Here is a 15,558-nt window from a genome sequence, read left to right on the forward strand (position 1 = left end):
TTCCTATATTTCAATGCCTTAAACCAAATTTTTTTGTCTATCTCTCAGGCATAAAGCACGGAATGTAGGTTTTGTGAGTTTCGGAATCTAGCAGTTTGATTTTGTATCTTACCATGAGATGCATTTGTCCTGGCACATATCTTTTTTGTCTACTTGCCGTGCTTTATGAATGGCATCCAGCCGATCGCACATGAACACTTAATCTGAATTTTGTTCATAAAAACACAATATAGGGAGTTTAATCACTCCATTAAATGCTAAAAATTTAATTAATGATTTTTATTTTGATGCATGCTATAACTTGCTACGACTTTATTACGGCCCATTTTTTTTGCCTCATAAAGTGCTTCATCAGCTTTTGATATCAGATCATCTACTTTTTTACCATCATAAGGATAAAAAGCAATTCCAATTGATATGGTAACCGAAATAGGTTTTTCCTGATTGATTTCAACCGAAAACTTTTCAATGGAGTCACGAATTGCTTCTGCTTTTAATTTGACGGCATCCAAATTAGCAATTCGTAAAAAAATCATAAATTCTTCCCCACCCCAGCGAGAAATTAAATCATCTTGTCGACATATTTGCCGTATTTTTGTGGCGAACTCAAAAAGAACCCGGTCGCCCACCAAGTGACCGTAGGTATCATTTATTTTTTTAAAATAATCAATATCGATTAATAAAAGAGCAAATGTAAATGGATGATTTTTGGCTTTTAAAATTTCTTTTTGCAAGTATTCTTCAAAAAAGCGCCGGTTATAAACGCCAGTTAAACTATCTTGAGTAGATTGGGTTTTTAGAACATCACGAAGCTTAATATTGTATATGCTTAATGCGGACTGTTCGGAAATAATTTGTGCCAAAGCAATCAACCGTTGATTATCAGTATTTAAGCCAAATTCAACATAAAATAACCCTAACATTTCATTTTGGGCAAATAAAGGCAAACAAACATAGCTTATAGGTTTTTTTTCACCTTTTTTAATATGATTACACAAAACACCTTCCGTTGTATCAGAGATATAATAAGATTGATGTCGTAGTAAAGAGAGACAATCCTTAGGTGTAAAAAGGAATAAACTAGAAACTGGTTCTCCCCAGATTAGTACCCTGCTAATCAGATTTAAATTGTCTGAAGAAATAAGATAAACAATCCCCGAGGTTCCCGATAAAATTCGTTTGCTATAATTTTTAATTATTTCAATCGCGTCATCCATAGAAAGACTTGATTGCAATAAACTCATTAACTCTTTCAACAACTCCAACTCTTTATTTTGAATCTCAAGACTTTTAACTACATTTTCCAGTTCAATTTTTGACTCTTCAAGTTTTCTTTCATTTTGAATACGTTGATGAACATTAATTGCAAAATGACTCACGCCAATAAGCTTACCCTCTGAATCATGGATGGGATTGTAATGTATTTCAAAATCTAGCCCGTCATGCCTTTTGTCTTTAAATGATTCAATTACTATGAACCCGGTACCTTTCATTGCTCTTTCCCAAAGCGTCATTGCTTTTGTTTGATTTTCAACGCTCATTTTCTGTAAAAGCGCCCTAAAATTCATGCCAACTTCCAAATCGATTTTGAAAATACGATAAACTTCACATTTATACATTGTATTAAACGCAATAAAATCATAATTTAAATCAATTGCAGCAACTAAATCACTGCTGCCTTCAATGATTCCTTGCAAACGTTCGCGCGCATTTGCTAGTTCGGTTTGTGTTTGCTTTAATTTTTCAGAGTTCCCTTTTATAAACTGCAGTGTATGAATTAAAAATCCGGAAAGTAGGGCAATAATGATACCAATGATCAAGATCATAGTTGGGAAAAAGGAAGTAATAACCTGATTGTAAAGCGAAATGGAAGGCCAAAGAATGATCTTCCAATTTTGTCCGTATAGAGGAAGTGTAATGCTATGTTTCCAACCCTTGTAAAATTTATGCTCTCTAGCATTGGTATATAAAAGCCCGGAAGCATCATAGATACCCAAATTATATCCTTGAATATCCATTTTTTTTAAAATATCGTCTAAAAATATCTCTGCATTTAGAATCCCTACCATAAACCCTTGGAAATGATTTCCTTTCAACATGGGGCTGAATAGTAAAATTACTTTATTTCCCTTAGCCCAATCAAACTGAGAGCTAAATTGCAATTCATTTTTTGCTAAACTTCTTAGCATTTCTTCACGTCGATCAGGATTATCGTCAAGATTATATTCTTTAATTAGTTCATTACCTTCTTCGGGAGCAACCCAACGTATCACATATTTGTTATCAACCCATAAAATTGCTTTATAACCCGGCTGATCATGAATATAGTGCATCATATCCGCTCGCCATTCACTTTCAGGTGTAATATGCCGATTCAGCCAACGATAAGTAATTCTCGAAAAAGAGGAAGCGAGTTCTGCTGTACGTGATTCAATCACATCCTCTACATTTTCGACTTTCAACTGTAACAACATATTTAACGAGTTTTCCTGATTTTTTTTAGTGAACTGCCATCCCAACACAGTAATATTTAAAATCACGAAAACTGCTATTAGAGGAAGAGATATAAGAGAATGTTTTACATTTTTTGAATTAATATAAGAAATGATTGCCAAGCTTAGGAGAATTAATCCCAAAGAAGTATAAATTGAAATCTTCATCCATCGCCCCGCACCAAAATGCGTTGCGAACTCAATAAAATGATTGGTCGTTGCAATAAATCCTAAACTTAAAGTAAAAAAAATACCGAATAAACATAACCAGAGCCAGTAATTGGAAAACTGAAATGAAACAATAAGGAAACAAAGCGCAATAATCATAAAACTTAAAGCGACACTCGGTGCCATAAGGCTTGGATAGTGATGAAAATTTAATGAAAAGACTTTAATAAAGATTGCATCAATACCTACATTAACATTCAAAATGTATTGACTAAAAATGACCCCGGAAAATAATAAGAGAATACTGCTTAAGATTCGGCTGAATTGGAAAATTTTTCTATTTAAACAAATTAATGACAATCCTGCTAAAATAAAGCACAAAGCTGTAGTTGGTCTCATAAAGATGTCCATAGGTAACGCAGCTGATAAATGAGCATTGAAATACCTAATGGATAAATCAAAAAGACCTGCAAGAAAACAAATTATCCCGATTAAATTCGTAAAAGCTTTATAATATGCTTTTTCATCCATATTCTTTTCCTTGGCTATAAAATTCAGTATAAGCTAGAAAACGATAGGATAAAATACGTATTTTATTAGATAGTTAGGTAAACTATTGTGGTATTAAGTAGGACTCGCTTCTAAACTGTATTCATCTAAAGCCAATAATATTTTTTCTTCAAGTAACTTAGCTTTTATTAGAGGTTTATTCACTCCATTAATAATAATGGAAAAAATAAAGGCCTTATCATGTGGATTAATAATAAAACCAGATAATGAAGAGATATCATGCATTGACCCCGTTTTGGCATAAACTTTTTTCTCGAGCATGGTTTTCTTCATTCTGTCCTTTAGAGTTCCAGAAACACCTGCTTGCGGTAACGCCTTAAAGAAAATCGCTTTCATATTTTTATCATGATAAAGATCATTAAGCAAAATCACCATTTGTTCGGGAGTTACCAGATTATAACGTGTTCCTTCACCATCAACGATTTCCATTTGCGACAAATCCAGATGCGTATGCTCAGACAATATTTTTTTAATAGCATAAGCCCCTTCTTTGTGAGTTCCTTTTCCCGTTAAAGAATAACCTAATTTTTTGGTAAGGCTATTTGCATAAAGATTATCGGATTGTTGTAGCATGTGCGTGATCAATTTACTGAGCGTTTTTGATTGAAAACTGGCAACAAATTGAGTGTCGGTTGGCGATACTCCTGTAACAATTTTTCCTTTCAAAGCAATACTGTTTTTATTAAAAGTGTTTTGGATCACTTGTTTTACTAATAAAATAGGATCGGGGATAGCAAGTTCTATTAATTTTGGATTTTCTTCCTGGGTCTTGCAGCCATATAAGCGAATAGTATTATTGGTTTTAACCTCAAGATTCAGACTGCAATGATTCTTTTCTTCTTCTTTGTTCACTGTAACGACTTCATTAATTAGTGTCAGTGCTTTGGGCTGGTTTTTCTTGAGATTGATTTTTACAGGTTTATTTAATTCTTTTGCACTAATCAATTCATAGGCCACTTTATTTTCATTTAATATTACTGCTGTATCTGGAGCAGCATAATACCAGCCTAAATCATCATATGACGTACCACTTGGATAATATGGAGCCTGGTATTGCGAACTATCAATTATCATATTTCCTTTTATCGTGCTCGTATTATTTTTTTTCAAATTAAGTAATAAAGAAGTTAGATTATCTACAGTAAAAGACGGTGAGCCTGTAAAATGAAGATAATAATCCTGATCTTTTTGAGAGAGCGTTGTTATAAAGCGATAATCTGGCTTTAATTGATACAGCGCTGCTGCTGCAGTAAGTAACTTTATGCCACTGGCTGGAGAAAGTAATTTATCTGCATTTCTACTGTAAACCACTTTCCCCGTCTCTGCTTCTTTAATGAGAATACCAACGGTTGCATGAGGCAATTTCTGTGCAATAATCTCATCTATTTTCTCTGAAAGCGTTTGAGAATTTCCTATTTCACTCAAGAAAAAAGCAGCAAAGAGACATAAATAATTAGAATAGCGCACGACATTTACCCTAATATGAAACATAAAACATAGCTTCACCCATTCAGAGCCGAAGTGCAACCCCCAATTAAAGTATTTTGAACAACCTCATGGATCTGAGTTTTTGTTTTATTTTCCCTTAAGAAGGCAACTTACTCGATATGAAAATATAGGGATGCTTCTCCTTATCCAGCCAATGAAGCAGTTTTAATAAGTGGGATTCTTCCATAGCAATACATCCATGTGTTCCAGAATGAATCGATCGCCACAAATGGATGAAAATAGCACTTCCTGCTCCTGGGATTACAGGATTCATGTTGTAATTGACTATTGCACCTATTCTGTATACATCAATTAGCATCGATTCGTAACTTTTGGCATTTGTATTTCCTTTAACCCACGTGTTATAGCCACTATGGGATACATCATCTATAAATTTATCATCAGCAGTAATGTATTTAAAATCCATTTTAAGTGCTAAAGGCTCTGATCCAAAAGCATCGCCTACGGGGTATAAGCCGGCAGGAGTTCTCATATCACCTTCCTTTTTTTCTCCTACAGGAGCTATCCCTCTTTTACCCACCACAGCAGGAAAAGGGCCCCATGCTTGCTTCCATGTATGATCTTGTTTTTTACAAACAGTTACCTCAGCTTCAAAACCTTTTATATGATTTACCAAAATCACTTGTGATGAAAAATTAGGAATATTTTGTAAATGAGCAACACGACAAGGGTCTGCTGAGCTTTTATTTATTGGTACACACAGATAAATTAAAAAGAAAAAAAGTACCAAAAAAATAGATGCCAATTTAGATTTTATCATTTTATAAAATTAAATGGGGGCTATCAGGTTTTATAAAACTTCGTGAAAACACTTCCGGCGTAGTACCTTTTGTATTTAGCTCATCAAGATAAATCATCTTAAAGTACGATTTATTCGCCAGCGAACTTACATCTGGATTTTCCGGATAATACTTAAGCAACGGAAAAAATAATGATTGGCCGATGATATAACGTTTATCTTTGCTTTCAGGAGAAAGTCCCCAAACATTCTGATAGGTCATTGCAGCTATTTCATAATTGTTTATAGACTTATTCCCTAAATAAAGCATTACATGGCCGCCAATATAAATAAGTGTCATCAGAGGATGCCCCTGTCTTTTCAAAGCGCTGATTCGTTCATCAACTGTATTTTGGGTTAAATCAATACCCGTACTTATTTTTGCCTGTTGTGCCGAATTACGCGGTAACCAAATGCCGAAAGGAGTAAATATGCTCTTTAATTCTTGTGAGCAGTCATTAAAAAAATAAGCCCCTCCCCATCCATAAGGGCGATTTTGTAATTGTTTCATAATCTTAGCCATATTTTTTTTCGAGGCTTCAAGAGGCATCAGGCTTGCAGATTGCGATGTCACAAATCCAGTCTGAACCACTGCTTGATGATGTACATTTTTTACTGGGATCAAGATAGAAATATAATTTTCATCACGACTAATAAATGGAAATACTGCACCTATATAGCCTGAAAACTGAAATTGATGATGTTGATTCACAATGCTCGCTTCTGTTTCAGTGATTGCCACAAGCCCCTTTTTTGCTGTGCTCTTCCACTCTTCAATGAATCTACTTGAAGCATAAGCAATATCTGAACTTTTTACCCAGGCAAAATAGGCATCTGGAGTGAGTACTAATGACCAAGATTTATCTTGTGATACAGTGAAAACATAGAGCGGTGTTCCCGCCCAAATCACTGATTCTTGTAAATTATCAAACGGGAAACCTTGTCCCGGCATGGTGAAATGAAAAAAATCTGGAGCATGCTCCGGAAGCGCACGTGCAAAAGTGTTATTTACTGCAATAGCGCGGCTCTTTTCGTTAAATCCTAATCCCTCAATTGCAGGTAAGTCCATATTGTTTTTGATTCGATTTAGCCAAACTGCATCATGTTCTTTAAAATTTTCCGCAAAGTGCCGTTCTTCTTCGGATTTATTTTGATTATCAAACTCTTTTAATAATTCCAGCTCAATTTTTTTAACCACAGGAAGAACGGAATTTACCATCTTCTCGTTCCAAGGAGAAAGCCCTTCACCCCTATCAGAATAATAATGATTATAGAATTGTTGTAGTTGCCCCTCTTGATATTCTCGCGTTAACAGAGGAATATCATAGTCATCACTGTCTGAAGGTAAATAATCATTGATATTTTGGGAATAAGGTTTTATTGAAAAATCATAGATTGGCACTTCAGTTGCAAAAGAAACTGACAGAAAGCAAATACCTAAAAATAAAAAAACTCGTTTGCTTAAATATCTGAAGTCAAATAATCCCAACCACATAAACAAATCCAAATAATACAAATAGAGAACAATTATATCATTAAATAAACTTTACGTAAGAATTTTATCCTCTAAAATTTCAGTTGGCTCTTCTAACATAGAGGTAACATGCTCATGTCGTGTTGGGCACAGTAATCGTTGAGACGAATAGAGAATAAAAATACTTAAAGGTAACAAACTTAAGAGATCAAAGGGAAACTTTAAAATTCCTATGCCGCCAAAAACACCTACATAAGACACACTGAGTATAGTAACCATATAAAATAAAAACCAATATAGAAGTGCGCTATTATCCCAAGAGTTTTTACGATGATAAACACAATAAATTAGAATCCCAATAAGTAAAGCAATATCCAGCTTCCATATAATTGAAAACCCGCACCAATACAGCATTAAATTACAAAAATAAAATGCGATATGCGAGCAAAGCAGTGCTCCTGAAAGTCTAAAAGGTCTTGGGGTTAACGGTTGCAATTTGCGCATTGCTAAAAGACATATAGGCCCAATACTGTAAGATAAAATACTTGCAGAAGAAAGAAACGCCACTAACTTCTGCCATCCTGGAAATGGAAGAAAAGATAGCATTCCAACTAGTAAGTTTGCATAAAGAGTGACATAAGGAATTCTATGACGATTTACCTTTAAAAAGATTTTCGGTAAATGATCATTTAATGCCATTCCATATAAAATCCTGGAAGTGGCAGCGGTATAAACTAAAGTTGTCCCAAAAGGAGAAAAAGCAGCATCAATCATTAGTATAGTTGCCACAAAACCTAGACCTAAAAGTAAAGTTAAGCCCACTAAAGGTCCACTATCTCCTGGGTAACTTAAGGCATGCCAACCCTGAGTTAAATATTTCTGAGGCACTGCTGCGAGAAAGCTCAACTCCAACATGAAATACAAAACAAATCCAATCAACACTGCACCTAAAATAGCAATAGGAATATTTCGTTGTGGATTTTTTACTTCTCCTGCCAGTACCAAACCGTTTTGAAATCCAGTAAAAGCAAAAGCAATACCCCCAGCAGAAAGTGCAGTAAAAATATTCACCCAGCTTTCTTTATCCGACAAACTAATTGTGACATTATCCATGGTTGGTGCGACATGGAGCAATGAAACAATTGCAATACTTGGTAATATAAACTTAATGATACTTGCATATTTATTACATTCAACGAGCAATTTAATTCCGTAAGAGTTCAATATGACGACAAAGAGCATGATGGCCATTGCTGCAACATAACCATATCCTGAAAGAGTGAATGTTGTTGGATCTTTGACAATTAATATTGGAAAAAAATGACTTGAATACTGCAGAATTGCTTGTATTTCTATTGGAGTCATAACAACATAAGACAACCACGATGTCCACGCGAATAAAAAACCAACCTCTTTTCCATGGGTAAACGTTGGATAATTAGACATGCCTCCAGAAATTGGAAACATTGTACCCAACTCACATAAAGGCAGAGCAATAAAAATCATAAAAACAGCAGCAATAACCCAAGAAATCAAAGAATTGCTACCTGCCATTTGCGCACTAATAAACGGGCTAAACAACCACCCCGATCCAATCATCCCCCCGGCAGAAACAATTAGAATGTTAGTCGTTGAAATATCCCGCTTTAACATGAAAATCCCCTATGATGCAAGCAATATTTCAATTTAGCCAGAAAGTTGTTCATTATACAAGTTCTAATAAATTTAAAAAGCGTAAAAGACTCATCATGAGGCAGCTGTGCTGCCTCAGAGAAGGGATAAAGGGTTAAGGAATAAAAGCTCGAACACACCTAACCCGTTCGTCGGCAAGGTTCTTATTACCAGGGGTTTGCCGACCATCGGTGAAGAACTGCACCCAAGCAAGTTCGTCAGGTATGATGATGGTAGAAAACTCAGTAGAACTCCAGTATTGGTCAGGGGAAAAACCTCCTAAGTTATTCGTATGTAAAGTGCTATATAAGTTAGGGTTGGTAGTGCCACAACCTGCATCCAGACCTATTACAAACCGTCCAAGTTCGCAAATAGCCGGCAGGTACCAGTCAGTAAAGCCCTGGTCACTCTTGTTTAGACAGGCTTGCGCTGCCGGATATTGACCTGCAGAGGTGGCAAGAACATTGGTATTGGCGAATCCATTCGTGATACTGTCCGCGCCAGTGATATTAAATACCGTTGCCCATAAGAAATCAAAGTCGCCCGGATTTTCTTCCTCAAACTAATCCCAATCATTTTCGCAATACTAATAATGTAAACCTAATTCTATGAGTTATCGAAACTAGCGATACTCTCGCTCTATTGCCTCAATTTCCTTAATAATCTGCTCTCCCTCTTCGTTGATTTCAGTATTAAACCACGAATCTAAAATTTCTTTTGCTAAATCTTGAGTTAACAGCCGATTGGATAAAGCCAAAACATTCGCTCGATTCCATATTCTTGCACCTTTTGCCATTTGAGCATCCGTACATAAAGCAGCTCTTATGCCAGGTATTTTATTCGCCACAATTGAAATACCCGCTCCGGTCCAACAAAAGAAAATGCCTTCATCACATTCGCCTTGACGAATTGCTTCAGCGGCAATTTGTGCTGTTTGTATCCATGATTCATCTTGTCGTGATTTAATTGCGCCAAATAGAATAACCTCATGTCCTAACCGCTTTAGTTCCTCCACAACATAATCATTAACAGGATAAAGTGTATCGCTGCATACGGCTATTTTCATTGATTTACTACTCCTTTCATAAAAAGTTTATTGAGTAATAACATAGCGCAAAAAATTCTCATACTAAAATCCTCGATTCTGCAGTATTGCAGAACTTGGAGAATTAAATCTCTATATGGCTTAGATCAAGGAGCTCACTCCAGACCAAAAACATACTATTGAATACCAAACCAGCCTCCAGTATCCCCTCCTGCCCAACATGCATTATCTTTGCAATCCTTAAATTTCACAGAACAGAGAAGTTTGAATTTGTCTGCCTTACTGATGTCCATCCCCTTATACCCTTCAGGTTGGCAAATTCGTGCTACATACTCACCCTGAACACGAATTTGTCCCATTACGTAAATATTTTCAGCAACAGGATAAATACCATGGGAATTATGCGAATAACATGCGATATAACATCCAGGGGACATAGTGTAGGTGTTATCTGTTGGTAAAAGAGCACGTTCTGCACCAGGATACGGATGATTAATAACGCCATTATTCCCTAAAATGTAAACAGGAAAAGGCGATGGCAACAAGGATTTATTTGCATCTGTATTTACTACTGGTGAAAGTGCAAGCGCCTGTGTAACAAAGATAAATCCAATACTACCCAATAGTATTTTTTTCATTTTTGATTTCCTTAAAGGTTAGCTATTTAAAGTATAGGCAAATAAAACGCTTTTCCCGTTTTACTTTTAACTTAAGCCTCCTTTTTGTAAAAACCAAAATAATTCGAGAAATTTATTTCGACAGATTTTCAACTCCATTAAAATCAATGTCATACGTTGATGCAGGATAAAACCCCTTCTTCACTCTCACCGCCCTACAAAGCACATTCAGCATCATTAATGTACTTTTTAATCGAAGCCAAGGATAAGCTTTGTGTTTCAAAACATCATGTGCTCTTTGATAGTCTTTAATAAATTGGCATGGATTTTTTTGTATATATTTCAAACAATGAAGCATCATTCCTTGACCCAGCATATAAGGCTGCATATATTGCATATTGGGTATGTCATATTGCCTTTGTCCACTTAAAATAGTATGCCAATCAATTTTATCTGTAAGCAGATGGAAACCACTGGTTACTCTTGGATTACACTCCAATGCATAAGCTTTATCATTCTCCAAGATAAAATCAAAAGCAATTTGGCCACTGAATTGGAAGCGTTTGCAAAAAGTCTTAATAAATTCAGTGATTGGTTTAATTTCCGCAGGCTCAAAATAAATTCCGGTTGAACGACCCGCTTGATATTTAGAGTGATAACACGATTGAATCAGCACGTCCCCTTTATGGGCAATAGCATAAGCACTGTATTCTTTTCCTTGAATAAAGTGCTGGGCAATGTATGGTTCATTAATAGCGAGTTCTGCAATGATTTTTTGCGAAGGTTTAATCAACGTACGGGTACCAAAACGGGAAAAAACAGGTTTTAAAACAAGCGCCGCGTCTTTAGGAAGAGCTTGTTTGTCCTTATCGGTATTCATTAACCAACTTTGTGGGGCACTCAAGCCATACTCACTGACAAGCTGGTTAAACGTATATTTATTATGTAATTGATTCAAGCGTTCAAAAGGCTCGCATAACAACTTGGTATGCGGAGACAATTCCTCATAGCCCTGGCTGAGATGAAAAATTTCTTCACATGTAGGAATAAGTAGATCAATTTTATATTGAATCACTATTTCTTTAATTGCTTTTAAAAATGCAGCTAAATCATGATTCGGTTTAGGAATAACAAAATGTTTTTTTACTCCTTTGACAAATCGTGCAAGCGGATAAAGCATACTCTCAGCACCATAAACTTCAAATCCCTGATTAATGAGACTACGCATAATATCCATGGTGGCAGGTGCTCTGCCTCCGGTAACTAAAATGTTCATTTACATCATTTCCTTAAAAATCAATTAACCTACTCCTCAAATAGCTCAACCTATGAACAAATAAGAACTTTATTGCACTCTTAAATAATTCTTGACAGATGCTCATAAAAATTATGCGGTGTTGGGCAAATTAGCAATTGCTCCAATCCGTTGGCAAAAGCGACATGATGCTCAGGAGCAATCATTTTTGTAATCATTTCATTAATCATGTAAGCCATTTGCATGGAGTTCCCGCCCATGTCGCCAAAAATAACATGATTATCAATAACTTCAAGAGGTAGCGATAAGGCGTTTGCAAATAACTGCCGAATCTGGATTAATAAATTCTCATATTTGTTTGTCTGTGGAGTAATCAATATGGAAGCAGGTTTTGGTAATTTTTTATAATCTACTTTTCCATTAGCAGTTAGAGGTAATTCAGTCAAAAAAATAAAATATTTTGGTACCATGTAATATGGAAGTGTTTCAGATAATTTTTTCCGCAAATCAATTGCCTGTTCTTTTGAATTCGATACTACATATGCAATTAATTCGTTATTTTCTTCCCCTAAGATGGGTTTTATAAACGTTACTACAGCTTGTGCAATGCTATCAATTGCGCATAAAGTGTGTTCAATTTCAGGTAATTCAACACGATGACCGCGAATTTTTATCTGCTGATCCCTTCTTCCTGAATAAATCAATAAACCATCTTTTCGATGCTTTGCTAAATCACCACTTTGATACATGCGTTGTCCAGGAAAAAAAGGATCACTCATAAATCGCTTATTCGTTAACTCGGGCTGGTTCAAATACCCCATCCCTACGTTGCTCCCAGCAATATAGATTTCCCCTTCCTCTTCAAGTCTGACTGGCTTAAGCGTGCTATCCAAACAGTAAATACGTGTATTTGCTGCAGGAATACCAATAGGCACACTGCATTGAAGATCATTTTTAGCATCATATTGATGAATCATACAGCCCACTGTAGTCTCAGTAGGGCCGTATTCATTAAATATTCGCGCATTAGATAATTTTTCAATAATTAATTGAGCCAAACTACAAGGAAAATCTTCGCCTCCGACAACTAAAGTTACGTCATGCCGGGAGTTTATAGGTAAACTGCTTATCATTCTTAAGTGCGACGGAGTGAGCTTCAAAAAATTGATCTCTTGATTTGTAAGTATTTCCTTTAATACTAGAGAATTAATTGACTCAGGAATGAGCATCATACTGCCGCCTGAGAGTAAAGGTAAGTATAATGTTGTCACCGTTAAATCAAAGGCGATACTTGTAAACAATGCTGTATGATAAGCTTGATTATTATTTCGGTATATCTCGACTGCCCAAGATAAATAATTCAGCAATTGACCATGATTAATCATTACCCCTTTAGGCGTCCCTGTGGAACCAGAGGTATAGATGATATAAGCCAATTGGGTGAGCGAATTTTCGTTTCGCTTTGGCATGGTTGTACTCATGATTTTTAAAGGAATATGAACACATAATCCGGAATAATTTTGCCTCAATGCTTCATGCTGTTCATCAATAACTAAAGCAGGTTGAGCATCTTCTAATAAAGTCAAAATCCAATTGACAGGGGATTTTATATCGATAGGAATATAAGCAGCACCTAAATACCAACACGCCAGTATGGAGCAGACCATATCTTCATTTCTGGATAAATAAATAGCGACTTTATCTCCACATCGTATGCCTAAATCAGAGAGATAACTGGCGATTTCTAAAACACGATGATGCAATTGTTTATATGTTAGAACCTTCTTTTTTGAAATTAGGACGTACCTATGAGAGTATTCTATTGTTCTCTCCCATATTTTTGTGAAAATCGTTTTTTCTTGAGAATAGTCAACATAGGTATTGTTATATACAGGCCATAATGTATTGCAATAAGGTAAATTACTCTCTGCAGCTAACTGAGGTTCATCAATCATCTTTTTCAATTGGACCTCTAAATGAGCACATTCTTCGCGTGTTGCATGGGCGTTTGATACAGAAAAACAGATTGTCGTTGCATTGTTATGTTCTGTCACAATAAGCACAATAGGCGCAATAGGTACATCAATGGGCAAAAAATAACCATCGATGGCGCAGCAGCCGCCCTGATTTGACTCAAAGTCAGATAAATTAATCGACAATTTAGATACAATTCCAGATACCATATATCGATTTTTCTTGTTTTGATAATAAATCAACGCACTAAGAAGAGCTTTTAATAGAGACAATGGCAAATGACGTAAACACGCGTCATACTTTCCAATCTGCAATTCATTTTGATTACTGAGTTGCTTTACAATATCACTGTAAATGAGTGACCAATTTGCCTCTTTCTCAACTTCGATAAAAATCGGGTTTGCAAAATTAGCTGTAGTATTTGTATTAGGAATATGATGACGTAAGTCTACAGGAATCATAAAGCGAGCTTTTTCAGCACCCCGCTCAGCACTGACAGCCGTCAATATATGGCAAATCTTGGCGGTTACGCCATTGATTTTTCCAGGAAGAGTTAATTTACGCCATAGATAATGGGTATGAGCAAAACCTGTGTCGCCTGTTGGCGCGATACAATCCAATGGGAAATTCGGACGGTGTTTAATCTCTCTTTTTTTTCTTAGAAATTCATAATCGGTTAGTATCAAATTTGTACCAGTTAAAGGCTGTTTTCTCCAGGCACGAAAAATATCACTCACCCAATGATATAAACCCATACCGTCCATTACCCCATGAAAAGCACGAAACACCAAAAAATGGCGCGTTCCTTTTATGTAAGTAACTTGCGTCGCAGAATACGCGGGCTCAAATTTATGCCCATGAAAAAATGACGCGCATTGAATATCATGACCATCCCATTCCCTCTCTAATACTTGAATAGGCTCAAACTCTTTAGAGAGTTCAACTGAGTCATACCAAACTGGATTGATGCATCTTAAATTTGCCCGCAAATGGACATATTGATTGGAGGAGTTCGCTTGAATAACAGCCTGATTAAGGGAAGATACATCCACTTCTGCATTCATTTCAAGAATTAGCTGCAGTGTAAAGGAATGATTCATTGCATCACCAGCAATATATAATTTTTCATTAGGCGTTATAGGACGGTGAGCTTTTTTCTTATATTGGTATGACATAAATCAAGCGAAAATATGAACGTTTTTTGTTCATAATCAAGGGAGTAGACTAACAATTATACATTAAAAGCTATTTTAATACCACATATGCTTTTTCTCCTGATTCAGGAGTAGAAGCTTTCGCACAAGATAGCGAATTTAGCCAGAGCAATCTAATGTAACCATATTGAACATCAATATCGCCTGGACGACTATTTTTCCGTACAGGCTATAGAGAATATTTATGATGATTTTCTACGTTGCATAATTTGTGAAAAAAACTCGGGTTTATTCAGCCCCATTGATGCAAAGATTTGGGGTACTCTATCCCATGAGCCTTCTTCTTCAATACTTGCAACAATTAATTCAAACCCAGTTTTCTTATCTGCTTCTAATCCCCACCCATTAATGAAACTAAGTCCTCTTAATCGTTTTGCAGCAATATGGTTTAATGCTATTGCTGCTAATAAATAAGCATGTGCTTCTTCAAAAAGCTGATTGCATTTTTTCAAATTAGATTCACTTTTAAAAACACCCTCTTTTTCTAAATTCTGTCTGAATTTGGCTTCCTCCAGAATCATTTGCCCTAATTGATAATTCGCTTCTGCATCATCAAGCATTGCAGCTGCTCTATAACATTCCATATACATTAGGTGTGCATAGGGAAATTTTTTATTTCCTTTCAATTTATTGTAAATGGATGCTAACTCAAAATAATAGGCAATTTCTTTTTTGAGCATTTCATCTCCAGGTTGATTATTTACCCGGTTTGCTTGCATGACTTTTATTTTCTTAATAATTCTTCTAATCTGCCAACGTTTTAAATAAGCCATAAACTCTCCTGCCACTTA

Annotated in this window: 11 protein-coding genes; all 11 read right to left on the bottom strand. The window is 35.8% G+C overall.

The window, feature by feature from the left end; all coding sequences use genetic code 11:
• Positions 1–269: 269 nt before the first annotated feature.
• Positions 270–3,191: a diguanylate cyclase gene (locus A8O27_RS15135; protein ID WP_058457808.1), complete on the bottom strand. Its 2,922-nt coding sequence runs from the start codon at positions 3,189–3,191 to the stop codon at positions 270–272.
• 93 nt (positions 3,192–3,284) lie between these two features.
• Positions 3,285–4,697 carry a D-alanyl-D-alanine carboxypeptidase/D-alanyl-D-alanine endopeptidase gene (gene dacB, locus A8O27_RS15140; RefSeq protein ID WP_058457807.1) on the bottom strand — a complete coding sequence of 471 codons (1,413 nt, stop codon included), beginning with the start codon at positions 4,695–4,697 and terminating at the stop codon, positions 3,285–3,287.
• Between the two features lie 118 nt (positions 4,698–4,815).
• The gene (locus A8O27_RS15145; protein WP_058457806.1) at positions 4,816–5,499 is read right to left on the bottom strand and encodes a L,D-transpeptidase family protein; all 684 of its coding nucleotides are present in this window, start codon (positions 5,497–5,499) and stop codon (positions 4,816–4,818) included.
• Position 5,500: 1 nt separating this feature from the next.
• Positions 5,501–7,012: an SH3 domain-containing protein gene (locus A8O27_RS15150; RefSeq protein ID WP_058457805.1), complete on the bottom strand. Its 1,512-nt coding sequence runs from the start codon at positions 7,010–7,012 to the stop codon at positions 5,501–5,503.
• A gap of 51 nt (positions 7,013–7,063) precedes the next feature.
• The gene (locus A8O27_RS15155; RefSeq protein ID WP_058457804.1) at positions 7,064–8,644 is read right to left on the bottom strand and encodes an APC family permease; all 1,581 of its coding nucleotides are present in this window, start codon (positions 8,642–8,644) and stop codon (positions 7,064–7,066) included.
• Between the two features lie 133 nt (positions 8,645–8,777).
• Positions 8,778–9,170: an Lcl domain-containing protein gene (locus A8O27_RS18585; protein WP_082642379.1), complete on the bottom strand. Its 393-nt coding sequence runs from the start codon at positions 9,168–9,170 to the stop codon at positions 8,778–8,780.
• 114 nt (positions 9,171–9,284) lie between these two features.
• The gene (locus A8O27_RS15160) at positions 9,285–9,728 is read right to left on the bottom strand and encodes an RpiB/LacA/LacB family sugar-phosphate isomerase (protein ID WP_058457803.1); all 444 of its coding nucleotides are present in this window, start codon (positions 9,726–9,728) and stop codon (positions 9,285–9,287) included.
• Between the two features lie 155 nt (positions 9,729–9,883).
• Complete coding sequence (locus A8O27_RS15165) at positions 9,884–10,345, bottom strand: hypothetical protein (protein ID WP_058457802.1); 462 nt, start codon at positions 10,343–10,345, stop codon at positions 9,884–9,886.
• A gap of 112 nt (positions 10,346–10,457) precedes the next feature.
• Positions 10,458–11,600: an ATP-grasp domain-containing protein gene (locus A8O27_RS15170; protein WP_058457801.1), complete on the bottom strand. Its 1,143-nt coding sequence runs from the start codon at positions 11,598–11,600 to the stop codon at positions 10,458–10,460.
• An 80-nt stretch (positions 11,601–11,680) separates the two neighbouring features.
• Positions 11,681–14,728 carry a non-ribosomal peptide synthetase gene (locus A8O27_RS15175; protein ID WP_058457800.1) on the bottom strand — a complete coding sequence of 1,016 codons (3,048 nt, stop codon included), beginning with the start codon at positions 14,726–14,728 and terminating at the stop codon, positions 11,681–11,683.
• Between the two features lie 221 nt (positions 14,729–14,949).
• Positions 14,950–15,540 (bottom strand): SEL1-like repeat protein, encoded by a 591-nt coding sequence (locus A8O27_RS15180; RefSeq protein ID WP_058457799.1) that lies wholly within the window; start codon positions 15,538–15,540, stop codon positions 14,950–14,952.
• Positions 15,541–15,558: the final 18 nt, after the last annotated feature.

Origin of the sequence: Legionella bozemanae, assembly GCF_001648595.1 — a bacterium.
Lineage (GTDB): Bacteria > Pseudomonadota > Gammaproteobacteria > Legionellales > Legionellaceae > Legionella > Legionella bozemanae.